This is a genomic window from Pseudomonas sp. Hz4 (assembly GCF_054898165.1).
In genome coordinates, this window is record NZ_CM142719.1 from 3302101 (window position 1) to 3327284 (window position 25184).

At 56.1% G+C, this 25184-nt stretch carries 21 protein-coding genes and 2 pseudogenes; 10 read left to right on the forward strand and 13 right to left on the reverse strand.

Annotated features, from left to right (window positions below; translation table 11 throughout):
- The first annotated feature begins 173 nt into the window (after positions 1 to 173).
- Both ACYZTR_RS14940 and ACYZTR_RS14945 read left to right on the forward strand, forming a co-directional pair.
- Positions 174 to 815 carry a DUF1345 domain-containing protein gene (locus tag ACYZTR_RS14940; RefSeq protein WP_461972031.1) on the forward strand — a complete coding sequence of 214 codons (642 nt, stop codon included), beginning with the start codon at positions 174 to 176 and terminating at the stop codon, positions 813 to 815.
- Positions 816 to 1032: 217 nt separating this feature from the next.
- A complete protein-coding gene (locus ACYZTR_RS14945; RefSeq protein WP_461972033.1) occupies positions 1033 to 1518 on the forward strand; it encodes a hypothetical protein in 486 nt (161 codons plus the stop codon).
- 70 nt (positions 1519 to 1588) lie between these two features.
- On the opposite strand, the gene ACYZTR_RS14950 is transcribed toward ACYZTR_RS14945, so the two are convergent.
- From ACYZTR_RS14950 to ACYZTR_RS14960, 3 genes are all read right to left on the reverse strand, one after another.
- Entirely contained in the window at positions 1589 to 3826 is a 2238-nt protein-coding gene (locus tag ACYZTR_RS14950; protein WP_461972034.1) for an autotransporter outer membrane beta-barrel domain-containing protein, read from the reverse strand.
- Positions 3827 to 4047: 221 nt separating this feature from the next.
- Complete coding sequence (locus ACYZTR_RS14955; RefSeq protein ID WP_461972036.1) at positions 4048 to 6066, reverse strand: hypothetical protein; 2019 nt, start codon at positions 6064 to 6066, stop codon at positions 4048 to 4050.
- A gap of 1 nt (position 6067) precedes the next feature.
- Positions 6068 to 6958 (reverse strand): hypothetical protein, encoded by an 891-nt coding sequence (locus ACYZTR_RS14960; protein WP_461972038.1) that lies wholly within the window; start codon positions 6956 to 6958, stop codon positions 6068 to 6070.
- 249 nt (positions 6959 to 7207) lie between these two features.
- Here ACYZTR_RS14960 and ACYZTR_RS14965 point away from each other — a divergent pair.
- Positions 7208 to 7606: pseudogene (locus tag ACYZTR_RS14965) on the forward strand (type 1 periplasmic-binding domain-containing protein); the annotation flags it as partial.
- Positions 7607 to 7925: 319 nt separating this feature from the next.
- On the opposite strand, the gene ACYZTR_RS14970 reads toward ACYZTR_RS14965, so the two are convergent.
- From ACYZTR_RS14970 to ACYZTR_RS14985, 4 genes are read right to left on the reverse strand one after another with little or no spacing between them, the layout of a single operon-like run.
- The gene (locus ACYZTR_RS14970; protein ID WP_461972039.1) at positions 7926 to 8399 is read right to left on the reverse strand and encodes a DoxX family protein; all 474 of its coding nucleotides are present in this window, start codon (positions 8397 to 8399) and stop codon (positions 7926 to 7928) included.
- Positions 8400 to 8432: 33 nt separating this feature from the next.
- On the reverse strand, positions 8433 to 9197 hold the full coding sequence (locus tag ACYZTR_RS14975; protein WP_461972041.1) for an HvfC/BufC family peptide modification chaperone: 765 nt from the start codon (positions 9195 to 9197) through the stop codon (positions 8433 to 8435).
- A complete protein-coding gene (gene bufB / locus ACYZTR_RS14980) occupies positions 9194 to 10048 on the reverse strand; it encodes an MNIO family bufferin maturase (protein ID WP_461972043.1) in 855 nt (284 codons plus the stop codon). Before bufB ends, ACYZTR_RS14975 begins: the two co-directional genes overlap by 4 nt.
- 27 nt (positions 10049 to 10075) lie before the next feature.
- Positions 10076 to 10348: a BufA1 family periplasmic bufferin-type metallophore gene (locus ACYZTR_RS14985; protein ID WP_461972045.1), complete on the reverse strand. Its 273-nt coding sequence runs from the start codon at positions 10346 to 10348 to the stop codon at positions 10076 to 10078.
- Positions 10349 to 10579: 231 nt separating this feature from the next.
- Here ACYZTR_RS14985 and ACYZTR_RS14990 point away from each other — a divergent pair, with 231 nt between their 5' ends.
- From ACYZTR_RS14990 to ACYZTR_RS15000, 3 genes and pseudogenes are all read left to right on the forward strand, one after another.
- Positions 10580 to 11152, forward strand: coding sequence for a sigma-70 family RNA polymerase sigma factor (locus tag ACYZTR_RS14990; protein ID WP_461972047.1), 573 nt, complete (start codon positions 10580 to 10582; stop codon positions 11150 to 11152).
- Positions 11149 to 11790 carry a DUF1109 domain-containing protein gene (locus tag ACYZTR_RS14995; protein WP_461972049.1) on the forward strand — a complete coding sequence of 214 codons (642 nt, stop codon included), beginning with the start codon at positions 11149 to 11151 and terminating at the stop codon, positions 11788 to 11790. The genes ACYZTR_RS14990 and ACYZTR_RS14995 overlap by 4 nt, the downstream gene beginning before the upstream one ends.
- A gap of 141 nt (positions 11791 to 11931) precedes the next feature.
- Positions 11932 to 12099 (forward strand): annotated as a pseudogene (locus ACYZTR_RS15000) (NAD(P)-dependent oxidoreductase); the annotation flags it as partial.
- A gap of 77 nt (positions 12100 to 12176) precedes the next feature.
- Here the strand turns inward: ACYZTR_RS15000 and ACYZTR_RS15005 are convergent.
- From ACYZTR_RS15005 to ACYZTR_RS15020, 4 genes are all read right to left on the reverse strand, one after another.
- Complete coding sequence (locus ACYZTR_RS15005) at positions 12177 to 13364, reverse strand: pyridoxal phosphate-dependent aminotransferase (RefSeq protein ID WP_461972051.1); 1188 nt, start codon at positions 13362 to 13364, stop codon at positions 12177 to 12179.
- A 41-nt stretch (positions 13365 to 13405) separates the two neighbouring features.
- Positions 13406 to 15031 carry a methyl-accepting chemotaxis protein gene (locus ACYZTR_RS15010; protein ID WP_461972053.1) on the reverse strand — a complete coding sequence of 542 codons (1626 nt, stop codon included), beginning with the start codon at positions 15029 to 15031 and terminating at the stop codon, positions 13406 to 13408.
- Positions 15032 to 15280: 249 nt separating this feature from the next.
- A complete protein-coding gene (locus ACYZTR_RS15015) occupies positions 15281 to 16423 on the reverse strand; it encodes a glycerate kinase (RefSeq protein WP_461972055.1) in 1143 nt (380 codons plus the stop codon).
- A gap of 146 nt (positions 16424 to 16569) precedes the next feature.
- The gene (locus tag ACYZTR_RS15020) at positions 16570 to 17700 is read right to left on the reverse strand and encodes a sugar diacid recognition domain-containing protein (protein ID WP_461972057.1); all 1131 of its coding nucleotides are present in this window, start codon (positions 17698 to 17700) and stop codon (positions 16570 to 16572) included.
- Positions 17701 to 17868: 168 nt separating this feature from the next.
- On the opposite strand from ACYZTR_RS15020, the gene ACYZTR_RS15025 reads away from it, so the two are divergent.
- The 3 genes from ACYZTR_RS15025 to rarD all read left to right on the forward strand — a co-directional run bounded on the left by ACYZTR_RS15025 (position 17869) and on the right by rarD (position 21479).
- The gene (locus tag ACYZTR_RS15025; RefSeq protein ID WP_461972059.1) at positions 17869 to 19179 is read left to right on the forward strand and encodes an MFS transporter; all 1311 of its coding nucleotides are present in this window, start codon (positions 17869 to 17871) and stop codon (positions 19177 to 19179) included.
- 204 nt (positions 19180 to 19383) lie between these two features.
- Positions 19384 to 20397 (forward strand): aldo/keto reductase, encoded by a 1014-nt coding sequence (locus tag ACYZTR_RS15030; RefSeq protein WP_461972061.1) that lies wholly within the window; start codon positions 19384 to 19386, stop codon positions 20395 to 20397.
- A 194-nt stretch (positions 20398 to 20591) separates the two neighbouring features.
- Positions 20592 to 21479, forward strand: a complete 888-nt coding sequence (gene rarD, locus ACYZTR_RS15035; RefSeq protein ID WP_461972062.1) for an EamA family transporter RarD — start codon at positions 20592 to 20594, stop codon at positions 21477 to 21479.
- A 63-nt stretch (positions 21480 to 21542) separates the two neighbouring features.
- Here the strand turns inward: rarD and hppD are convergent, their stop codons facing one another.
- Entirely contained in the window at positions 21543 to 22619 is a 1077-nt protein-coding gene (gene hppD, locus ACYZTR_RS15040; protein WP_461972064.1) for a 4-hydroxyphenylpyruvate dioxygenase, read from the reverse strand.
- 608 nt (positions 22620 to 23227) lie between these two features.
- Here hppD and ACYZTR_RS15045 point away from each other — a divergent pair.
- Positions 23228 to 24334: a sensor histidine kinase gene (locus ACYZTR_RS15045; RefSeq protein WP_461972066.1), complete on the forward strand. Its 1107-nt coding sequence runs from the start codon at positions 23228 to 23230 to the stop codon at positions 24332 to 24334.
- Positions 24335 to 24388: 54 nt separating this feature from the next.
- On the opposite strand, the gene ACYZTR_RS15050 is transcribed toward ACYZTR_RS15045, so the two are convergent.
- On the reverse strand, positions 24389 to 25168 hold the full coding sequence (locus ACYZTR_RS15050; protein ID WP_461972068.1) for an SDR family NAD(P)-dependent oxidoreductase: 780 nt from the start codon (positions 25166 to 25168) through the stop codon (positions 24389 to 24391).
- Between the last annotated feature and the right edge of the window lie 16 nt (positions 25169 to 25184).

Sequence of the window (25184 nt, forward strand, 5' to 3'; positions counted from 1 at the left end):
GTGGGAGCGAGCTTGCTCGCGATAGCGGTGTAACAGTCAACATGGATATTGAATGTTACGGCCTCATCGCGAGCAGGCTCGCTCCCACAAGGGTTTGCATCGACCTCAGGGTTATGGTCACAGCGGACCACCCTGGGCTAATGTGTTTGCATACCCAGGCCCATCGAGTTCACATGCCCTTCCTCGCCCGCACCCACCCTCGCCTGTCCGCCGCTGCCACGCTCGGCGTCGCAGTAGGCATTCTGACTCCAGCCGACTCGATCATCAGCAAAATCCTCATCGGCTGGAACGCCGGGGTCTGGACGTATCTGGTGCTGATGGTCTGGCTCGCTGTGCGCGCCAAAGCGCCGGACGTGAAGCGCATTGCCGAGGTCGAGGATGAGAACGCCGCTCTGGTGCTGTTCGTGGTGTGCATCGCAGCGCTGGCCAGTCTGGCGACCATCACCTTCGAACTGGCCGGCAGCAAGGACCTGGAAACCACCCGCAAGCTCATGCACTACGGTTTCACCGCCCTCACGGTGATCGGTTCATGGCTTCTGATTGGCGTGATCTTCAGCGTCCACTACGCGCGGTTGTATTACACCTGGGAGGGTAAGGAGCCAGCGCTGCGTTTTGCCGAAGGGCTGACCACCCCGAACTATTGGGACTTCCTGTATTTCTCGTTCACCATCGGTGTGGCAGTGCAGACGTCGGACGTTGGCGTCGCCACCCGGGATTTGCGCAAAATTGTGCTGGCGCAGTCGCTGATCGGCTTTCTGTTCAACACGGCCATTCTCGGGTTTTCGATCAATATTGCGGCGGGGTTGTTTGGCTGATAGCTCTAACCACAGCGGCGTTGGTACAGGGTTTGGTAGCTGGATTGGATAACGTGAACTTGGCTCTATAGGCAATCGATTAAAAATCACATATTTGTCTCCTTGTAAACTGTCATGTATGACAGTTTACAACGCAGACCTATAAGCGCTTTTATACGTCATCCCGGAAGCTTTTTTTACCAGGATACCTATCGTCATGACAGTGGAGACCGTATTGATGAACTCGATCAAAAGCAGTAAGAAGCAAACCGCCGGTAGCTGTAACGGAACAATTGACAATGTAACGTTCAACGCAAGCCTGGTAGAACTTACTTCAGAAACTTTTCCGCCAGAACATGGCGAGGCTCACGTGATGCTTGCCTGGCATCGCAACTTGGACAACAGCCTAAGACATATAACGCTGTCGTTTCAAAAACTATTGGCGGCGGGTTCCTACGAGTTGAAGCCGGACTCCGATGAGGTGCGGCTGAATCTCGCTGAACGCAGCACTGCGTCAACGGTTCTGTATTCGCAAATCAGTGGAACAGCCGATCTTGCATTCGATGCCATCACGGGCATTTTCTCAGGCACGCTGAAGGATGCCGTCGTAGAACATGAAGAGGAAGATGGAGGCAAAAAAACGTTAACTATCAATATTGAATTCAGCGCAAAGAGTGATGTTGCGCTTGCCGGTCAGTTTTACAATCGTACTCAAGCCGCCTGACAGGCGAGTGAACTGCTGAATAAAAAAGGAAGCCTTGGCTTCCTTTTTTAATTCAGTTCAGACCTTAATTTTAAAAGCCGTATCGAACGCCAAAATTCGCACCAATCGGCCGCTCGATATTTTTACCGTTGCTGTAATCAACATCGACGTGCATCTGCAGGCTGTTCGTAAGCGCTACAACGACACCGGTAGCCAATTCGCCACGCGTTCCTGACAGGTCGTTATTGAAGACATTGTTGTTAACGCTGACTTCATTACTCTTGGCGAACTCATGAGCCAACGCGGCACGCACGTAGGGTTGCACCTGCATGTCGTTTAGCGTGAAATTGCGCCCGACGGTCATCCCCGCCTCCCCCAGCAACGAGCGCGTACGATCGCCGTCGGCTTGCAGGTCATTGTCCAGGGAAAACGTTTTGCCCTGGATAACTACTGCAGACCATTTGGTATACGGTTCGATGAAATAGGCGTTGTCGAGTTTGATGTGTCGACCGACCTCGACAGAGCCGCCCAGGCCGGTATTGTCATAGTCACCTTTGGCTCTGCGACCATCGCTCAAACCGACCTTGGCGTCATTTCGGAAACGGTTGACCTTCACCACGCCATCAAAGTAGTAACCGCTCTGTGCATCAATCCAGGTGGCGTAAGTGCCAAGGTAATAACTGGTGACCGTGCCCGAGGTGCCGCCATCGAGATTCAGGTCGGATTTGCTATGCCCGGCCATCACGCCCACCAGCCATTGGCCGTCACCGATCGGTAGCGGCGCATCGGCGCCGAGGGTGAAGCCTTGCTGGGTTTGTTGATACCCGACACCCGAACCATCGGCCACATTGTATTTATTGCCATAGGTGCGGCCCCAGGCGCCAGCCTCAGCGCCATTGAAACGCAACTCCCCCATGCGCGAACGCAACGACGTGAGCTCGCCATACCATACCGTCGGCGCCGTGTTGAACAAGGCCAAAACCGAGCGTGCGCCAGGACTGACCGTGCGGGTACTCGGATCCAGAATCCAGTCGTCGCCACTTTTCGCCAAACTGTAGGAAAAGGTTCCGAGATCCACGTCTCTCTCCAGAAAGAATTGCGCATCGCCACCCGCCGTCTGCACCACCCGAACAGGTTGGCCGGCGGCCGGATCAACGCCGCTGCTGCTGATCAACAGCTCATGTCGCCCACTGGCAGATCCTGTTACGTTCAGCAGATCGGTTTGGCCCGTGGCGAAATTCGTGCCCATCTCGAATCGACCGTTCCCCGAAAGCTGATTCACATTTAGTTGATAGAAAGCGTTATCGGCCCCGAAGCGTACCGTCCCGCCATTCAGGGTCAACTTATCGATCTGACCGTCCCCGATCAGCACCCAGCGAGCGTTGTCGTTGATGGTCGCGCTGGAGACATTTTCCAGGCGACCGGTCAACACCGAGTTGTTCTGCAAGGTCAGATCGAGGGTACTGCCTGCTTCATTGATGATATTGCCGGTCAATGCGCTGTTGTTGACAGTGACCGAGGTGTCGGCACCGCCACGGACATCCAGCAGCGTTCCGTTACCGGCCAACAGTCGAGAATTATTCAGGGCGATAGTAGCTGTGGAAGTACCTGCATTGGCGAAGTCGACCAGGATGGCCGAGCCGGTTTGTCCCTGAACGGTCGTATTGTCCAGCGCCAGCGTCCCCGGTTGAATCGCGGTCGGCTCCAAATCGAGCGTTATGCCATTTTGTCCACCAATGATGGTGCTGTCAGTGGCGGTGGCTTGAGCACTGCGCAATCTCAACCCATAGCTGATAGCGCCGGTGCCCTGAATCGTTGAGTCGTTGACGTTCAGTCTGCTGAATGCACTCACCAGAGCCCCACCCGTCACACCGCTGATCACGCTTTTACCACTCACCGTCGCCGTTGAGCCGGTTTGCGTACTCACTTCACGCACGACCTGCAGCCCTACGCGATTGCCGGTAATGGTGCTGTTGTCGATATCGGCTCGACTGTTGCTAAGCACAACAGCCGCCAGACCGCCAACACCCGAAACGTTCGCACCGCTTAAATTAACGTTGGAGCCGTTACGGGCCGTGATCTGCTGGGTGGTACTCCCAGCATTGACGTTGAGAGTCGAACTGTCAGCGTTAATGAACAGCGTTTGTGCACCGTTAACGTTCAATGTGGCGTTCGAACTGAGATCCCAGCTTTCCGGTGTTCCACCAGTAATGGTTACGTTGCCGCCAACAATGGGCGCGGCTGTGGTAATTGGGCTGGAAAATACCAGAATGGGTGAACATAGGAGAGCACAACGAAATGGCACGTTTAACGAAAACTTGCTTCGCATAGTAGACACCTGCTTGGGAAAACCGGATTGCTGCCACTCGCGGATTGGAAGGCCAGCCAAATGAGGGTCGCTAGGCTAGCGTGTAATTACACATAGTTATGTAGGATTAATCCTCATTCGAGGGGTGAAAAATCCCCTAACAAGATTACTGCCTCTATAACAAAATAAGAGTGAAACAGTGCGGCGAACACAGTTTCGCCGCACTTTTCCACCAGCTGTTTTTATGGAGCTGGAATTGGGTTCACCTCTTCGCAGTACTGCGCCTCACTGTTTGTCAGCAGCACAAAATGTTTGGCTACCACTGAAGTAGGGGTTGGCGTAGTGCCCGTTCGGCTAATGGTATAGCTGAGGTGACCATTGGCACGGTTCGCCGGCTTTAAGTGAGTTTCATAAGTACCGATATCGATGAGTGCGCCTTCATCAGGAAACGTACCGCTGATCATAAGATCAGCAGTAGTTTCCGTACCAGGAACAAGCACAGGCTGCTCTGCATCGGTGTACGCTGCCCATGACAAAGTAATGGTTTCACCGGAAACCGTGTAAGCACTTTTCGGAACACGCACTCTCAAGTTACGTCGTTTTGTGTTATCCCCAGGAGGAACGAAGTTCAATGTAGAACAACCGATCCTTTTAAGTGGGCCCGCAAGGTTCAACACCTCGGGCATAGGCGTTTCAATGGGAAATGCATCTACCGAGATGTCTTTAGGAGGAGCGCTTACCGGATTAGGATTTGCCGCGGTATAGAGCACCCAACGCAACACCTTTGTCCCGCTTTGCTGATCAAAAATTGTTTTCCAGGGAAGTGTTCGTGTAAGCGTTGTGCCTTCTTGCCCACCGGTCAAACGGATGGTTTCGCCTACCTTGACGTCATCATAAAATATATCAATCAACCATCCTTCTTCAGTGGCGGGCAATGCGAAAAGCTCGATTGAAATCTCTGCATCTTTGCCATAGTCCGCTTCCACAATTTTATCAACCGAGCCGTCTGCGGTTTTCAGCACAGCAGGATTTAAAGCATCGTTTACAGGGTCGGGTTCATTCGGGTTTAGTGGGCCAACATAAGAAATATTGGTGTTGATATCCACGTCATTGCCACCGATAACACGGGGGCCTCTAAACATCTTATAGCTAATGTTTGTTTCTTCATCACCATCGGTGTTGCCATAAACTTGTTTGATAATCGAAAAATCAACGTTATCCCAAGTCAGCTTGCCATCGACACTGGCATCGACTCTCTTTTCGCCGAGCTCCACTGTTCCCCAGTAAGCCATAATGGTGTCCGAAGCTGCGTTCGGCGTGGGTACATCGATGACGATGTCGACACCTTGCTTACAGTCGGCCAAGTCAATCAAATCATCGCCGTCAGCACCATTGGCCAGTGGCACCACTGGTGGCGCAAATATGGTAGGGTCAGCGATGCGCTTGACTTCGCGATAACTGGGATTGGATGTTTTCCCTTTGTTACCTGCAAGATCCGTCACGACATAAATAAGTGTATTCAAGCCTTCAACGGACGCTACGAACACATCAATGGGCACGATGACTTCATACGTTGATGGCAGCACGCCTTCAAACACGGGCTGGTCGCCAACAACGGGGGCTATGCCCCAGAAAACCTTGATCACATCAGTGGCGTGATAGTTGCTATAAGTCGCGACCTTGATCGTGATACCGCCCGGATTATTGCCGATATAGGTTTCATCGATTGGATCGTTTGGCCCAAGATCAGCAGGAAACGAAGCCGCCCCCGGGGATCGGTTCGACGCCGGGGTTTTTACTCTATAGGGCGCTGTACGGTCGATGGCGTACGTAGTAATGTCCGAGAACCCTTCATTCGTTGCACCGTACCAATAGATATACTGAACTTCATATTCGGTAGGTGTTTCCGGAGTGCTTTCTTCTGCCAGGTACTGCAAGGGAATTTGACGCGGCAACGGCCAGGCCCGATCAGCAATAGTCCCTAACTCCAAAAATGGTTCAATTTCTTGCCAGGTGGTTTGTCCTTTTTTTCGGATCTTGAACTCGATCAAGTCATCCGGGTCTTCAGGCTCTGTGGGTTTGGGAATCGTATAGAGTAGCGGCGCGGAGAGAGCGGCCACGGGAATCCTCAAATCGTTTTCAAGTGTTTGCGCTGGAATGGTGACGCGGACGGGATTTGCGAGTACACCGCCGGATTTTCCGTAACTTTTTTCAAGTACTGCTCTTCGGGACAACTGGGCTTTTTCAACGATTGCGTTCATTTTACCGCCTCCATGTGTTCACGATTGATTGCCATACAATTTGAAGAAGGTTGTGGCCTCTTCGTACAACTTTGCTCCCGCCTATCCCCACGCTTGCTGGAGGCTCGCATGGAAACTCTTCGCCAGGTTTAATCCTGTCTATTTTTACCACCGCAGTTTTTGATTTTCCTACACGTTTCACGCCGCGATAGACGCTATAAACAACGGTGGCGGACGCGTTTTTCACCATCGGTTTTATATGAGTCTCGTAAGGCTCTATAACCAGTGAAAATCCTTCACGGATGTCTTGTTCACTTAAAGCCGGACGAATAACAGTTTTTTTAGCACTGATGAACTCTGTGCCACTGCCGTTCAGAGTGGAGAACCCTCGCCAGCGCACTTCACAGCGGTCTCCGACGTTAAATCCCGCCAGTGCAGGGATGTTGACCGTGACACCTTCCCACAAGGGAGGATCAGTTTCGCAATTCAGATAGCCCCACTTGGTGGCGTGCTCAAAGTCAGCTTCCTCGAGATCGCCGGCATGATCAATAGTCAGTCGCCGCGGAAAAGAGTTGGATGGATTGTCGGCGCTATTAAGAATTCCATACCACAGCTCCCCGACACCATTAATCCTTAAATATTCCGGACCGATATGAATAATGAATTCTGGTTTCATATCGTCCGGGTAGTACGTATTCTGAATGGTTACTAGAGGCTCTCCGGGTTGTTCAAAGAAAACTGTCAGAATGTCCCTTTCACCTGGATCTTTCGCTGGTTCGGGCCACAAAGGGACGACTACATCAATTCCTTTGAGCAGCAAGTCATTTGGAATTTGCCCATCCGGATCAACAACCGGATCAGCGACACCTAGAACTTTCGGCGCATCGAATGTCAGTGGCTTATTGAGCGCCATATCGCAAGTCCTTTGATTGGTCGTAGAATCATTCTTTTGCCTGAAAGAAATTAAGCACCGAGTTCAATGGTGTGGCTACTGTCATATCTGACAGGTATTGCTACCGTTTGTCGGGTTTTTCCTACACATTGGGATATCGCTGGCTTGATGCGTTCTGGTTAATGGTGTCTTCTGAAACCGGTTTCAAAGCCAGCCTGCACACACTTCAATAACTAGGTTAAAAACCGTGAACGACTTCTCCGCCGCCCAACCGCCTGCCGTCAGCACGGCTACAGCCTGGTGGTGTGCAATACCGATCGCGATGACGAGCAGGAACGCCAGCACCTGGCGCTGCTGCGCTCGTACAACATTGAAGGCTTGATCGTGAACACCCTCGGTCATCACCGCGATGAGTTGCGCGAGCTGCATCGGGAAATGCCGCTGGTGCTGGTGGATCGCAAGGTCGAGCAACTCGAGAGTGATCTGGTGGGGCTGGACTATCTGGCTGCGGTTGAGATCGCCCTCGCGCACCTTGAAGAACGCGGCTATCGCGACGTGTTACTGGTCACCGAACCCTATGACGGCACCAGTTCGCGGATCGAGCGGGTCAGCAGTTTCAAGGCGCAGATCGAGCAGCGTCCGACCCTGCGCGGCAGCCTTTCGCGAACGCGGCCAGGGAGGGTTGCGGGCTCCTGATGGATATCGGAAGCACAGCATCAGGCTTCAACTGACAGCTTTGAATGTGTACACAGTGGATCGCTTACGGTTTAAACGCTTGCCAGCAAACATCGTGGATCTTCACCGTATAGGCAACCACTATCATCTTGAAAGCTCGTTGGATGTGTCGGCCTTTTTACCGATGGTGCCGAACTCGATAGGCGCCGAAATTTCCTCAGCCTACAGACGTTCAAACAAACGAGTGCGTCCACTTTTTCGACGATCATGTCGCCAAGAGGTGGCTATCCGAGACTGTATAGCAGTCAAAGCATCACTTGATGCCAAGTGGTCGATCCAGCGACATTGCACCTCCACCACGTGCGACGATGAGCAGTAGCAGGCCCGCCCAGGAAAAGTGCGTTGGCCAGGCATCAGGGTAGACAAACACCTGGATTACAAACGTCATGCCCAGTAATGCGAATGCTGATAGTCGTGAGAGCAGTCCGAGCACAAGAAGCAGTGGAAACAAATGCTCACTGTAGGTAGCGAGATGCGCGGCCAGTTCTGGAGAGAGGAATGGTAGTGAGTATTCTGTGCGGAATAGCTCATAGGTACCGGGTGTGATCGTCAAAAATCCACTGACTTTGGTGCGTCCTGACATAAAGAAAATGGCTGCGATGGATAGGCGAGCAACCAGCACCAATAGCGAGTCACAAATCATTAAGCCAAGTCGGTCTGCCATGCGGTTCCAAATGCCGCGCAGAGATTTGTCGGCGGTGGACGAAGTATTTCGTATCACGTCCATGATGTGCTCCGTTGGTAAGTTGGTGTTATGTCTTCACAAAGAGCGAGGGGTGTTTACAGCGACGAACGCGTCGGCACTGAACAAGCGGGCAATGAGGTCTGCCAAATCCAAATCAGGCTGAACTTCAAGGGTTTTTTCTGCGGCCAGTTCAAGCGGCAGGTGTGCCGCACAGGCGTCTAGAAACGTGCAATCCGCAGCACTGGCGGCCTCCCAACAAACCCGGCTTTGCTTGCGCGTCAGAAGCGCTCCTTCGCCGCGCCAGTCAAGTTCATCAGGCATGTCCCGCTGTTCGCGATTGAGGCGCCAGAGGGTGTAGGCCGGGTGGTCTGGGAACCAGGCCCAACGGGAAGCGGCCCTCGGTGTGAGCCGGCAACACGCCAAGTCCTTTTGGGACAGGCTCGCAAATGCGCGCGGATCAATGTCGGGCTCGTCTTTAGCGCAATGGACTTCTGTCCAGAGCAGATCCAGGCGGGCGACGTCGCCCAGATAAGACATTTCTCGCGCATGCTCAAAAGCGTCGAGAAAATCCGGGAAGTCAGCGCCGTAGTGCAGTAATCGGGAATCCGTCGGTGGCGACTGCCGGGCATAGATCGCTGCAGCGGCCTTGAGCCACTCTGTACCGACCAAGCGCTCTATGGTGGGAAAGTTCGCGAGTAATGCGTCCGTCGATCCTTTCAATACAGTATTGCGGTACACCCTAAAACCGGGCTGTTCGATTAGAGCCGTCATTCCGATCGAATTTCGCTCATATAACGCATCGATGAATGCATCCTGAAAGCTTTCGAGTGATGTGTTCATATCGTCACTTCCGAGGGTTGCTTCTTCCCGATGCTCAACAGAGTCTGCGCTCTGTCTCGTTCAGCCAGCAAGACGTCGAATCCTGGGATATTGTCGTCGCGCTCGATCAAGGTCGGGCGCATGCCAATCCGTTCGATAACGCGTTGATACAGCAACCAGACGCCGTCAGCGATGGGAGCATCGTGAGTGTCTATCAGCAACCGCGTATCCCCCGGATCCACTGCGTGGCCTGCCAAATGGATTTCCACAATCGCCTTGGCCGGGAAGGCATCCAGATACGTCGCCGCATCGAAGCCCAGGTTATGCGCGCTGATGTGTACGTTATTGACATCCAGTAGTAACCCACAGCCAGTTCTCACGCTCAGCTCGGTCAAAAAGTCGAGTTCGCTAAATTCATGACCATCCAGGTGTAGGTAATGGGTGGGGTTTTCAATTGCGATATGACGTCCTAGGGCGTCTTGTGTACGTTGGATATTGCTTACGATGCGCTGCAATGCCTCGACCGTACGAGGGAATGGCAGTAGGTCAGGATGATACTGACCACGCCATGCCGACCAGGCTAGGTGTTCGGAAATCAATGCGGGCTGAACGTGATCGGCCAGTGCTTTTAGGCGCATCAAATGCTTTTCGTCCGGCGGACAATCGGCGGCAAGTGAAAGTGAAACACCGTGCAGCGAAAGCGGGTGTTGGCTCCCAATCGCCTCCAACCATGCGAGCCGGGGGCCACCACCTACCATGTAGTTCTCCGGATGAACTTCGAACCAGAGACCCTCAGCCGTGCAGTCGAGCGCGTCTGGGTAATGGTTCGGTTTCAGGCCGAGTCCGGCCCCCATCTGGAATTCAGTTTTCATGATGGGTGAGCCCCCGTGGTATTACGATTACATAGGCGCGAGAGTGCCCATGCCTTTTGGTGTTTTGATGGAGGTACAAGTACCCACAGGAACGTTTTTCCAGGCATTAGGCTGGTAGTCCATTTTGGCGGTGCCTGCACAGGTGGTACCTGCGCCCGCCTTGCAATCGTTCTTTCCGGCCAGGGAAACGCCGTAACACTTCTCCATGGTGCCTGCTGCGGCAGGAGTCTCTGCGGCCATAGCACCGGCAGCAAACGAAGAGAAGGCAACGGCGAGGGCGGCAAGTTTGAGATTGTTCATAGTTATATCTCCGGGTGATGGGGGTTGGTCGCCGCATCAGCGCTTGGGCACTGTGTTTGCGACCCAAAAGGTAGTTCGATGGCTTTTCATATCTGGTTACAGCGACCGCAAAATATTTCTAAGGCCAGCAAAAATGATTCGCCTGTTACCTTATGCCGGGAAACCGCAGATCCACAGCCCGTCATTAGCAGGAACGAGATATTTTTACCCTTCGTGTAACCCGAGCGAACGATGGAACGAACTACACATAACGACGCTTTGCGCAGCCGAGAGCTCCACCTTCAGGCTCTGTTCCTCGCAGGTCTGGACGGAGACGAACGGGCTTATCGCACGTTTTTATCGGAGTTAAGTGGTCATCTTCGCGGCTTTTTACGCTCGAGACTTCAGCAGCGACCTGGTGAAGTCGAGGATTTGCTGCAAGAGGTTCTGCTGGCCGTTCATAATGCGCGCCAGACGTATCGGGCAGATCAACCGCTGACGGCGTGGGTTTTTGCCATTGCGCGCTACAAGCTCACCGACTTTTTCCGAGGGAAGTCACGTCATGACGTGTTCAACGATTCCCTTGACGATGCGGCAGAGCTATTTGCCGAGCCGCATCTTGAACCTGCGCAGGCCAGTCGCGACCTCAGCAGGCTGCTTGAGCAGTTACCTGAACGTCAGCGTCTACCTATCGTGCACGTGAAACTAGAGGGGCTGTCTGTTACTGAAACCGCTCGGGTGACGGGGTTATCTGAGTCTGCGGTAAAGATAGGCATACACCGTGGGCTTAAAGCACTGGCGTTAAGAGTTAGAGGCGCACGATGAATACTGATGATTTTATTTCCATGCTCGCGTCGGGTGTGGCCCCGGTCGACCATAGGACGCTCGCTAAGCGATTCAGCGGCGCGGTGCTGGCCGGCCTCTTGAGCGCCACGTTGCTCGTAATGGTAATAATGGGCGTTCGTCCAGATCTGGATCAGGTCATAGCAACACCGATCTTTTGGGCGAAAATCGCCTTTGCGCTTTGCCTGATGATCGGTGCGCTGAGCATGCTGACGCGGCTGGCAAGACCGGGTATGGTTCCGGGCTCCGGGAAGCTGCTGATCATTGCCGCAGTTGCAGCGGTGTGGGTCGGTTCCATCTATGTACTCATGGTGGCCGCACCTGACGTCCGCGTCGCGATCATCCTCGGCAATACCTGGCAAGTATGCGCACTTAATATTACCTTGCTGTCGATTCCAGGATTTATTGCCGTGTACTGGGCATTAGGCGGTCTCGCACCCACTCACCTGAAACTGGCGGGTGCCTGCGGCGGACTACTCGCCGGTGCAATGGCGACGATTGCATACTGTCTGCACTGCCCCGAGATGGAAGTGCCATTTTGGGGAATATGGTACTCACTGGGTATGTTGGTGCCGACTATGATAGGTGCGTTACTCGGGCAGTTCTGGCTGCGCTGGTAGACAGTCAGGATAACGACAACAATAGTTAGGTCCGTTGCCATAAGCACCCCGCAGAAAGTGAGGTGTTGTCTTGACTTTGGTCGCTCTGCCGCCGTCAGAAGTCTGTATCAAGAAGTACCTTCAGCGGGTCTATCACTCCAATCGGCGTTCTTTGCCCTGATGCGCCCGGAGAGCATCTTCATCAACATTTCACGGGGCAAGGTCGTGGACGAGGCGGCGCTGATTCAGGCCTTGCGAGACGGGCAGATTCGCGTTGCGGGGCTGGATGTGTTCGAACGTGAACCGCTGAACCTTGACTGGCCGCTGTTGCTTGGTGAACACACAAGCGTGGAATGCCTGAGCCGATGATCGTTCCCACGCGGAGTGGGAACGATCTGTCTCTGGAATCAGGCCCGGCGCGCTTCCAGAAGGTCCGCCGCACACAACGCAATCCGCTCGCACGCATCCGCCAGCTTCAACTGATCCACCACCAACCCCAATCTGATATGCCCCGCCGCACTTGGCCCAAACGCTTCGCCGGCCAGCACTGACACGCCGTAACCTTCCAGCAGCCGCTCGGCAAAACTCTGGGCACACAACCCGGTCTGACGCACATCGACCATCACGAACATCCCACCATCAGGCCGAATCGTTCGGATGCCCGGGCAATCATTCAGACTCGCGCACACCAGGTCGCGGCGCTGGCGATACTCCTCGCGCATCACCGCCACTTCCGGCAAGTCCTCATCCAGCGCCAATTGCGCAGCATTCTGAATAAAATCCGGAATGCCAAACAGCATGCACATCGAGAGATGCTCCAAGTGGTCATTCAAGGGTTTCGGGCCGATCACCCAGCCCACTCGCCAACCGCTCATGGCGTGGGATTTGGACAGGCTATTGATGGTCGCCGTGCGCTCGGCCATGCCCGGCAGACTCGCCGGGCTGATGTGCTCGCCTTCGTACAACAGATCGCTGTAAACCTCGTCGCTGATCAGCCACAGGTCGTGACGAACACAGAGTGACGCCAGCTCCTGCCAAATCATCAGCGACAAACTGGCGCCGGAAGGATTGTTCGGACTGTTGAGCAAAATCGCACGGGTTTTAGGCGTGATCAGCGCCGCGACATCCGCCGGATCAACCCGAAAGCCGTTCTCGGGGCGCACCGCCACCGGCACCACTTTGGCTGCGCAGGCACCGAAGACACCTTCATAGGTCACGTACATCGGCTCGGCGACGATCACTTCATCGCCCGGATCGAGCAGGCATTGCGCGACCGAATACACCGCACATTGCGCGCCCGGCAGCACGATCACATGATCGGCATCCACGACTTGACCGCTGCGGTGTCGATGACGCGTGGCGATGCTGTTGCGCAATCCCTGACTGCCGCGTACTAGCGGGTAGTGGGTATCGCCGGCCATCAAGCTGTCGATGCACGCCTGAATGATGGGCTGCGGCGTATCGAAGTCGGGATCGCCGATCGATAGCAGCAGCACATCAACGCCCTGCTCACGTAATTCCAGTGCTCGGTCATGAATCTGCCAGGCCGCAGCGCCGTCACCGGCGATTCGTTTGGTCAAGGCTGAGTAGCGCATGTATTTCTCCAGTCGCGCGGGGTCCAAGCCTCAACCCTATCTCAAATCACGAAACGCGCCACCATGGCATTTAAATCCACGGCCAGGCGCGACAGTTCGTGAGTGGCGGCGCTGGTCTGGTTGGCGCCAGCGGCGGACTGGGTGGCCAGGTCGCGGATGTTCACCAGATTGCGGTCGACTTCGCGAGAAACCTGGGCCTGTTCTTCGGACGCGCTGGCGATCACCAGGTTGCGCTCGTTGATCAGTTGGATCGACTGGGTGATCTGCTCCAGCGCGACACCGGCGGCGCGGGCCATTTCCAGGGTGCTTTGGGTGCGTTGATTGCTTTGCTGCATCGACGAAACCGCTTCGCCGGTGCCGTTTTGGATGCCGGCGACCATTTTTTCGATTTCCTGGGTCGATTGCGCGGTGCGATGGGCCAGCGCCCGGACCTCGTCCGCCACCACCGCAAAACCACGCCCGGCTTCACCGGCACGGGCGGCTTCGATCGCGGCGTTCAGCGCCAACAGGTTGGTCTGTTCGGCGATGGCGCGGATCACGTCCAGCACCTTGCCGATGTCACGCCCCTGAGCGGCCAGGCCTTCGATCATCACGGAGGTGTTCTGCACATCGTGGGTCATGGTCTGGATCGCGCCGACGGTTTCCACCACACGGTCGCGACCTTCACGGGCCGCCTGGGTCGACTGGTTCGAGGCTTCGGACGTCGACACCGCGTTGCGCGCCACTTCTTCCACGGCGGCGGTCATTTCGTTGACGGCAGTGGCCGCCTGTTCGATTTCGTTGTTCTGCTGTTGCAGACCGCGGGAGGCTTCTTGGGTGACCGTGCTGAGTTCTTCAGCGGCAGCGCCCAGTTGGGTGGCGGAACCCGCGATCTGTTCGATGGTTTTGCGCAGATTGGTTTGCATCGCGGACAAGGCACCGAGCAAACGAGCCGGTTCGTCCTTGCCGTCGATGTCGATGGTTTTAGTCAGGTTGCCGCCCGCAATGGTTTCGGCCGCCTGGAGCGCACGGTTCAGCGGCGTGACGATGCTGCGGGTCAGCAGCCAGGCCAGCAGCACGGTCATCAGCGCCGCAATCACCGCCACGGCGATGATGCCGGTAACGGCGCTGCGGTACTGTTCGCCTGCCGCAGCCGAGGCGGTTTTCGCATATGTGTTGTTGAACGCTACCAGTTTGTTCAGCTGCTCGCCCATCTGGTCCGTACCGTCCTTGATCCGGGTGTTGATCAGCGTGCGCATCTCATCGAGTTTGTTCTGCCGCGACAGCTCCAGCATCTGATTCTGGTCTTGCATATAGCTGTCCAGTGATGTCGTGAACGTCTTGTACAGCGCGGCTTCTTCCGGGGTGGCCGGCAACGCTGCATAACTGGATTGTGCGCTACGAACCTTGTCGACCAGCACACCGATGCGCGTCTGCGCTTCCTGCAACGCGTTCGGATCACGGTTGGCCAACACCCGGAAAGAAAGAATGCGCAGGCGCAGGATGTTTTCTGTCAGGTTGCCGAGAAACACGATGCTGGGCAGCTGCGTGGTTGCCATGTCGATGGAGGCTTGGCGAATGGTCGACATGCGGTTCACGGCAAACACACCCAGCACGATGACGAGCAAGGCAATGAAGGAAAAACCCAGGAAGGCTCGAGGCGCGATATTCAGATTACGCAGTGACATAGGATGATTCTCGGGTGATTGTGGCTGCGAGCATCCTTGCCGTGATCGCTGAATGGCGGGCGATGGCGCGCGCGTTTTCAGTTTGGCGCCACTGTTGGAATTGGTTTATGTGGGCCTGCTAGCTGTATCGGCCGGGGTTGAGGATTTTTGCGGTGGGTTGAGAAATATATTTCAAGTCTGGAACCACACCTCACCCTAACCCTCCCGGGAGGGCTGGGGTGAGGGGTGGATCTAAAATCCACGCAAGACTCAAGCCTTACGCAATGCCACCCGCCAAACTCGCGCAACATCACTGGCCCGCTCCCGCAACAACCGCGGCGCCTCTGCACACGCCTGCTCCAGCGTCATCGGCCCACTGGCCAAGGCAAATGCAGCATCAATGCCATGTTCGTACAACGCCTGATAATTCTCACCCAGTGTCCCGGCGATGACGATCACCGGTACGCCATGCTGACGAGCGATACGCGCCACACCAAACGGTGTCTTACCCCGTAGTGTCTGCGCATCGAAACGGCCTTCTCCGGTGATCACCAAATCGGCGCCCTTGACCGCATCGTCGAGGCCGACCAGTTCAGCGACCACTTCGACTCCGGCCTTGAATTGCGCACCCAGAAACGCTTTGGCGGCAAAGCCCAGGCCTCCCGCCGCTCCGCTGCCCGGTTCGTCACGTACGTCGTTGTTCAGTACCTGAGCGCAACGGTCGGCAAAGTGACCGAGCGCGGTATCCAGTTGCTGGACTTGCTCGGGCGACGCGCCTTTCTGCGGGCCGAAAATCGCTGAGGCACCGTGAGGGCCGCACAGTGGATTGTTGACGTCGGCGGCGATGTCGAATCGCACCTCGGCCAGACGCGGGTCAATTTCACTCATGTCGATTCGCGCTAATTGCGCGAGCGCCAGACCACCCGGAGCAAGCGCCTGGCCCTGTGCGTCCAGCAGTTTCACGCCCAAGGCTTGCATCGCCCCCGCACCGCCGTCGTTGGTGGCGCTGCCGCCAATCGCAAGAATCACCCGTTGCGCTCCGGTATCCAGCGCGGTGCGGATCAATTCGCCGGTGCCGAACGTGCTGCTGATGCACGCATCACGCTGGCTTGGCGGAACCAGCTGCAGGCCACTGGCCTCGGCCATTTCGATGATCGCGGTATGACTCTTGGGCAACCAGCCCCAGGCGGCATCAACCGTTGCGCCGAGCGGCCCGCGGACTTGGGTTCGGCGCAGTTCGCCCTCGCACGCCGCCAGAATCGACTCGACAGTCCCCTCCCCGCCGTCAGCCATGGGGCATTTGACCAGTTGTGCGTCGGGCCAGACCTCCGCCAATCCCTGGGCAATGGCATCAGCCACACCCTGGGCACTCAGGCTGTCCTTGAACGAATCGGGGGCGATGACGACTTTCATGCGAATTCTCCAGTTCCAATGCCCTCATGCTGCCAGCAGGCAAGAACAATAACGCCGGTCCGCTGCACAAGCGGTCATGACGATTATTGTTCATTCTCACAAAACCTTTCTGTCCCTACACATTCCTTGTAGCCGCTGCCGAGCTGCTACGGGTTGGTCTTCGGTGTGTCCGTCTGGGGCAGGAGCTGCACGCCCAAATAAAGCGCGAGCATCCCGTCCAGCCTTAGCGGGTCGACGCCGCTGAGCTCGGCAATTCGCTCCATTCGATAACGCAGGCTGTTGCGGTGGATGCCCAGTGCATCGGCACAGGCCTGGCTCTGGCCGTCGTGATCGCACCAACTGCGCAGGGTTGCCAGCAATTGGCCGTTGCCATCCTTGGCGATGACTTTGCGCAGCGGTTTTAGCAACTCGTCCAGCGCGTCGTCGTTGCGGTGTCGCCAGAGCATCACCGGCAATCGGTAACGGGTGAGCGTCAGCAAACGGGAGTGCGGCAACACGTCGCGCCCATAGGCCAGCAAGTCGCCGACGCGGCGGTAGCAGCGGCGCAGTCCCGACAGCCCATCGGCCTGCCCACCCACGGCGATGCGCAGGATGTTCCAGCCCAGGCCGTCGAGTTTCTCCAGCAGCCGATCATTCTCGATCGCCGGGCTGGCCGGCCGGCACCAGAGCAACGAGGACTTGGCCGAACTCACACACCAACTGTCCGGGTAGCGTGACATCAGCCAGGCGCTGAGCGCTTCGACGGTGTGCCCCGGACCGTGTTCCATCCCTAACTCGAACAGATACGGCACCCGCGTCATCTGCGGCTTGAGCCCAAGCTGTTGCGCTTCATCGATCAGCCGCGGCGAATCCCCGGCCTCACTGAGCAGCAATGCCAGCAGATCGTCGCAACGCTGGCGCCGCCATTGCTGTTCAGCCTGCTGGTTGCGCTGGCCGACCAGCATCTCGGCGGTCATCCGCACCAGTTCAGCGTAGGTGCGCAATTGCTCGGGCTCACCCGTGATGCCCAGCACGCCAATCAAACGCTGATCGAGCAATAGCGGCAAGTTGATGCCTGGCTGCACACCCTTGAGATGAATCGCTGTTTGGGCGTCGATCTCCACCACCCGCCCGTTGGCCAGCACCAGTTGCGCGCCTTCATGACGGGTGTTGACGCGCTCCGGTTCGCCGCTGCCGAGAATCAGCCCCTGGCTGTCCATGACGTTAACGTTGTACGGCAGGATGGCCATCGCCCGGTCGACGATGTCCTGGGCCAGGTCGTGATCGAGTTCGAACATAGCGGTGATCCTTGAAAGCGTGATGAGCAGATTGTTCACCCGCACAGGCCTTGGTTGCAAACCCTGTGCTCAGGCACAAAGACAACGACCCAAGGGGTGGCCGAGACTCGTTGGGCGATCAACGTTACCCTTTGCATCGCAAAAAATCATAATAAAGAGAGAGCCGCCATGTCACAGAGCGCCGCAGCTATCCAGGCCATCGCTGACGATAAAAACGCCGTCTACAAACGCATTACCCTGCGTTTGATTCCCTTCATCTTCATCTGCTACCTGTTCAACTACCTCGACCGGGTGAACGTTGGATTTGCCAAGCTGCAGATGCTCGACGCACTGAAATTCAGCGAAACCGTGTACGGCCTCGGGGCCGGGATCTTCTTTATCGGCTACGTGCTATGCGGCGTGCCGAGCAACCTGGCCCTTACCAAGTTCGGCCCGCGCCGCTGGATCGCGTTGATGATGATCGTCTGGGGCTCGCTCTCGACCTGTTTGCTATTCGTCACCACACCGACCGAGTTCTATACCTTGCGCCTGTTCACCGGCGCGGCCGAAGCCGGATTCTTCCCGGGCGTGGTGCTTTACCTATCGCAGTGGTTCCCGACCTTTCGCCGTGGCCGCATCATGGCGCTGTTCATGTCGGCGATCCCGGTGTCCGGTCTCCTCGGCAGTCCGTTTTCCGGTTGGATTCTCAACCACTTCGGCGCCGGGCAAGGTGGCTTGGCTGGCTGGCAGTGGATGTTCCTGTTGCAAGGTATCCCGACCGTCATCCTCGGCGCGCTGGCGTACTTCCTGCTCAGCGACAGTTACGCCAATGCCAAATGGCTCACGCCGTTCGAGCGCTCGGTGCTGGAGGCTGACCACGCTGAAGACTTGGCCAACAAACCGAAAACTACAACCGACTCGCTGCTGGCGGTGTTCAAGAACCCGGCGATCTGGGCGTTTGGCCTGATCTACTTCTGCATCCAGAGCGGCGTTTACGCGATCAATTTCTGGCTGCCGTCGATCATCAAGAACCTGGGCTTCAGCGATAACCTGGTGATCGGCTGGCTCAGTGCGATTCCGTACCTGCTGGCGGCGTTGTTCATGTTGATGGTCGGCCGCTCCGCCGACCTGCGCAAAGAACGCCGTTGGCACTTGGTGGTGCCGATGTTGATGGGCGCGGTGGGTTTGCTGATTGCCGTGAACTTCGCCGCCAACCCCGCCATCGCCATCCTCGGCCTGACCATTGCCACCATGGGCGCCCTCACCGGCCTGCCGATGTTTTGGCCAGTGCCGACTGCGCTGCTCAGTGCCGGTGCGGCGGCGGGTGGTTTGGCGTTGATCAACTCCATGGGGCAGATGGCGGGTTTCCTCAGTCCGTATCTGGTAGGTTGGGTCAAGGACAGCACCGGGTCGACTGATGCGGCGCTTTACCTGCTGGCGGGAGTGATTGTGTGCGGGAGTTTGTTGGCGTTGCGTATGACGCGGACGTTGCGGGTGTAGGGTTGATCGTTCCCACGCTCTGCGTGGGAATGCCTCAAGGGACGCTCCGCGTTCCAGCTCTCGAAAGGGACGCGGAGCATCCCGGGCTACATTCCCACGCAGAGCGTGGGGACGATCGGCACGCGGTGTTCAATATTCCGTTTGCCCCGCCCTACCGTTCTGGTATTTGATTGGGCCTTTCCCCACCGGTAAAAGGATTTCGTCATGAGCTATCGCACACTGGGTCATTCGGGTTTACAGGTTTCCACCCTGACCCTGGGCACCATGATGTTCGGCGAACAGACCAGCACCGAAGATTCCCTGCGGATCATCGACAAGGCCTGGGACCAGGGCATCAATTTCATCGACACCGCAGACGTTTACACCAACGGCCGCTCCGAAGAAATTGTCGGCGAAGCGATCGCCGGTAACCGTCACGAATGGGTGCTGGCCACCAAGGTCGGCTTCGGCCCGGTGGACGGTGTACCGAACCGCAGCGGCCTGAGTCGCAAGCACATTTTCAATGGCATCGACGCCAGCCTGACGCGCCTGGGCACCGATTATCTCGACATCTATTACTTGCACCGCGAAGACCACAACACACCGCTGGAAGTCACGGTGTCGGCCATCGGCGATTTGATCCGCCAGGGCAAAATCCGCTATTGGGGTCTTTCGAACTACCGTGGCTGGCGCATCGCCGAAGTGATTCGTGTGGCCGATCAACTGGGCGTCGATCGGCCGGTCATCAGTCAACCGCTGTACAACATCGTCAACCGTCAGGTGGAAACCGAGCAGATCACCGCCGCGCAAAATTATGGCCTGGGCGTGGTGCCTTACAGCCCACTGGCGCGAGGCGTGCTCAGCGGTAAATACGCACCAGACGTGAAGCCGGATGCCAACAGCCGAGCCGGCCGCGCAGATAAACGCATTCTGGAAACCGAATGGCGCGTCGAATCATTGCGCATTGCTCAGCAGATCCAGCAGTACACGCAAGGGCGTGGCGTGGGCATCGTCGAATTCGCCATCGCCTGGGTGCTGAACAACAGCGCTGTCACCTCGGCCATCGTTGGGCCCCGGACCGAAGAACAATGGGATGCCTACACTAAGGCTCAGGCGGTGAAGATCACGGCGGAGGATGAAGCGTTCATTGATTCGCTGGTTGTGCCTGGGCATGCGTCGACGCCGGGGTTCAATGATGTGAGCCACTTTGTGTCAGGGCGAAAACCACATTTGGCTTGATCGTCCCATGCGCAGCAAAGGGATGCAGCCCGGGGCGCTCTGCGTCCCAGGAGCGGACGCAGAGCGTCCATTGAGGCATTCCCACGCAGAGCGTAGGAACGATCAGTGTTGAAAATATTGAGCAAGCGGCCAATATCCAGCACAAAACCACGTATCCTGCGCGCCCCGTTTGACCTTCAACCCGCGAGGACAGTTTGTCTAAAGGTATTGCTCTATCGGTTTCAGCCTCGGTGCTGTTTGCCGTCATGTATTACTACACCTCGCTGCTCACGCCTTTGAGCGGTGTAGAAATCTTCGGCTGGCGGATGCTGCTGACCCTGCCGTGCATGACCGTGTTTATGGTGGTCTCCGGTGAATGGAAACGCGCGGTCGCCATCCTTCGCCTACTGGGCGGCAAACCCAAGTTACTCGCCGGCCTGATCGTTTCTTCGACGCTGCTTGGCCTTCAGCTCTGGCTGTTCATGTGGGCGCCGCTCAACGGCTATAGCCTCGACGTGTCACTGGGCTATTTCCTATTACCGCTTTCCATGGTTCTGACGGGGCGAATTGCCTATGGCGAGCGGTTGTCCTACCTGCAAAAGATTGCCGTGTTTTTCGCCTCTCTCGGCGTGCTCAACGAGCTGTATCAGGTCGGCGGTTTTTCCTGGGCGACCTTGCTGGTCGTCATCGGTTATCCGCTCTACTTCATCCTGCGTAAACGACTGGCAACCGACAACCTCGGCGGTTTGTGGGTGGACATGGCCCTGATGTTGCCCGTGGCGTTCTGGTTCGTTCAGGGCGGTGAACAGGGTTTCGGCGTGTTCAATCAACATCCGTGGCTGTCGCTGCTGATCCCGTTGCTCGGGGTGATCAGTGCTTCGGCGCTGGTGGTCTACATCATCGCCAGCCGGCTGTTGCCGTTTAGCCTGTTCGGGTTGTTGAGCTATGTCGAGCCGGTGTTGTTGCTGGGCGTCGCGTTGCTGCTGGGGGAAAGCATCAAAACCGGTGAATGGCTGACCTACATCCCGATTTGGTTCGCGGTGGTTGTTCTGGTATTCGAAGGGTTCAAACACCTGGTCCGGCATCGACGAAAAACGATGTAGGAGCGACATGAAAAAGCCCGGCCAGCATTGCTGCTGACCGGGCTTTTTTACATCCGAAACGACTTAGTCGGTGGAGAGCACGCCACGACGAACCTGGTCGCGTTCGATGGATTCGAACAACGCCTTGAAGTTGCCTTCGCCGAAACCATCGTCGCCTTTACGCTGGATGAACTCGAAGAACACCGGGCCCATCAGGGTTTCCGAGAAGATCTGCAGCAGCAGACGCTTGTCACCCGACTCGGACGAACCGTCCAGCAGAATGCCGCGCGATTGCAGTTGATCAACCGGTTCACCGTGATTTGGCAGGCGGCCTTCGAGCATTTCGTAATAGGTTTCCGGCGGCGCGGTCATGAAGCGCATGCCAATGCTTTTCAAATGATCCCAGGTCTTGATCAGGTCATCGGACAGGAAGGCAACGTGCTGGATGCCTTCGCCGTTGAACTGCATCAGGAACTCTTCGATCTGCCCGGCACCCTTGGACGATTCTTCGTTCAACGGGATGCGGATCATACCGTCTGGCGCGGTCATGGCCTTGGAGGTCAGGCCGGTGTATTCGCCCTTGATGTCGAAAAAACGGATCTCGCGGAAGTTAAACAGCTTCTCGTAGAAATTGGCCCAGTAGGCCATGCGACCGCGATACACGTTGTGGGTCAGGTGGTCGATGATCTTCAGGCCGGCCCCGACAGGGTTGCGGTCAACGCCTTCGATGAACACGAAGTCGATGTCGTAGATCGAGCTGCCTTCGCCGAAACGGTCGATCAGGTACAGCGGCGCGCCGCCGATGCCTTTGATCGCCGGCAGGTTTAGCTCCATCGGGCCGGTTTCGATGTGAATCGGCTGGGCGCCCAGTTCCAGGGCCCGGGAAAACGCCTGCTGGGCATTCTTGACGCGGAACGCCATGCCGCACACCGATGGACCGTGCTCGGCCGCGAAGTACGAAGCGACGCTGTGAGGTTCGTTATTGAGGATCAGGTTGATCTGGCCCTGGCGATACAGGTGCACATCTTTGGATCGGTGGGTCGCGACCTTGGTGAAACCCATGATCTCGAAGATCGGCTCAAGGGTGTTCGGGGTCGGCGATGCGAACTCGATGAATTCAAAGCCCATCAGGCCCATTGGGTTTTCGTATAAATCTGCCATGGTTGGCGCCTCATCATTTTCTTATCAATTAACGGATCGTTAGTTGCTAGCAATGCTGAGACCGGCGGGTGGCGCGCAGGAGATGCCCCGCACGCTGCGGGCGAGAAAGTCACCGTAGATCAATTGAAACCCGAAACTCTTCATTGTCGACCCAAGGCTCTTGCGGGCAAGGCTTCTGCTGCCAGAAGACGATTATTCTTATATGCGTAACCCAATTCTACACAGCGTAAATCGGTTTGTCCGCCTTCTGTATCAAATCCCCTTTTTCCCTGCTCGCGCAAGGGGTTTGTTGCACAGGAAAAACCCCGCGAGCATCAGCCCTCCTCCCAGGCACATCGTCAAGGTCAACTACTCGCCCAACAGCAGCGCGGCGATCGGCGTTCGCTCGTAATGCGTCTCACGCTATCCTGATACCATGCAACCATGCAAAGCGCTTCTGCCACCAACGAGCGGGAGTCCTAAAACGCTTCGAAGTGCTGGTGTAGAGGATCCTTCGGGGAGCCATGAACGCAACCAGCGGCTCTAACGCCTTATGAGTGTTAATACCTATGAACACTGTGCCTCACTCCGTAAGTTCTAATAAACCAAGTCCAATCGAATCACTTCGCATGGACATCGTTCGCAGATATGCCATCCTTGACACCCCTCCGGACGGCGCATTTGACCGTGTGACCGCAATAGCAGCGCGCCTTCTCGATACTCCGATAGCAATCGTGAGCATCGTCGATACAGATCGAATCTGGTTCAAATCCCATCACGGGCTCGACACAAATCAAACTCCCCGCAATTCCGGGCTTTGTGCCTCCGCGATCTTACAGAGTGGGCCTTGGTTAATAACGGATGCTAGGCACGATCCTCGAACGCTTGCTAATCCCCTCGTCGTAGGCGAATTGGGGCTTCAGTTTTACTTGGGTGTGCCGCTGCATACGCACGACGGCTTCAATCTGGGAACGCTTTGTGTGTTGGACAGGAAGCCACGCACAGTGACCCAAGAACAGATAGACACGTTGACGGATCTTGCCAGCGTTGTAATGGATCAGCTCGAGCTGCGACTCTCCGCCATGAGATCCATAGCTGAGAAGGAAGCTGCGCTGAACCATTCCCACCTAATGGCTGAGGAAATTGACCATCGAGTGATGAATAGCCTGCAGTTGATTGTGTCGATGCTGAGCATTCAAAGTGCTCAGTTGGGCAGCTCTGAAGCGGCTAATGAGATTTCTAGAGCGGCAGCCAAGATATTTGCCGTAGCCAATGTCCATCAACATATGCATGTCGGCAAGGCTGTCACTACACTCGATTGCGCTGACTACTTGGTTCGACTGTGCGCTGGCTTATCAACAATGCTAAGTAGTGGGGATCAGGCAGCCATTTCGGTCGAGGCCGTCCCGTTAACTTTAGCGAGCGAACAAATCAGTCGAATCGGCCTAATTGTTAATGAATTGGTGACTAACGCGTTGAAATATGGAGCCTCCAGGGTCCACGTGCGCTTAGCACCCTTTCAGCACCAATACTGCTTAACGGTGAGCGACAACGGTAGGGGACTTCCAGCTGACTTTGATGTAGATAAAATGTCGGGGCTGGGAATGAAGGTAATCACTACGCTTGTAAAAAACTTAGGCGGTACGCTAAGTCATGGGGCCGATGCAGACTTCAACGGCACCGCGTTTCAGATGATTTTTTCACCTATATTGAGTCGCGCCATCCCGTTGAGCTAGTTCCTGATCGACAAATTTGGATGCTGAACGGGCGCCTAGCGTCCCCAAAGCGTATCAAGGCGTCTTGCGCTCAACCAGAGAGTTTCCACCATCTACAACTATGACTTCGCCGGTGATGTAGCTAGCTTCAGGGGAGGCTAGAAAGTTTACGGCGCTAGCCACTTCCTCCGGTCGCCCGGCACGTCCTACAGGCGTGTACCGTGAAGCTTCCATTTCTTCTTTGCCACTTGATTCTGTGGCGATCCAGCCTGGCGCTACGCTGTTGATCGTGATGCCATTTTTGGCGACTTCCAACGCCAGTCCCATGCTCATTCCAAGCATTCCGGCTTTCGCTGCGCTATAAGCAGCTTCACCTGGATTACTGCACCGAGTTCCGGTCGTGGAACTGATGTTAATGATGCGGCCATAACCGTGTTTCTGCATTCCTGGTAATACTGCCCGAGTGAGCAAGAACGCCGTTGTCAAATTACGTGTCAATGACAGATTCCACATGTCTAGGCTCATGTCAGCCAACGAAGAGAACGGTTCTGGACTGCCTTGCATGGCCATGCCCGCATTATTCACCAAAATATCTATTCGCCCCCAAAGACTGGAAGCCCACTCAACCAACTCTTTTACTTGCCTCTCATCACTAAGGTCCGCAGCCATTCCCTTGGCCAGGAAACCCTCGGATTTCAGCTCAGCAACGCGATCCGCAATACAGGCACTGCTCGCACTAATGATTAATTTAGCCCCGGAACGACCCAGCCGGCGAGCAATCGCCATTCCTATTCCATTCGCAGAGCCTGCGCCACTGATAAGAGCTACGTGCGTTTCAAGATTAAAGTTAGGCATGTGCAGGTTCCCGGCA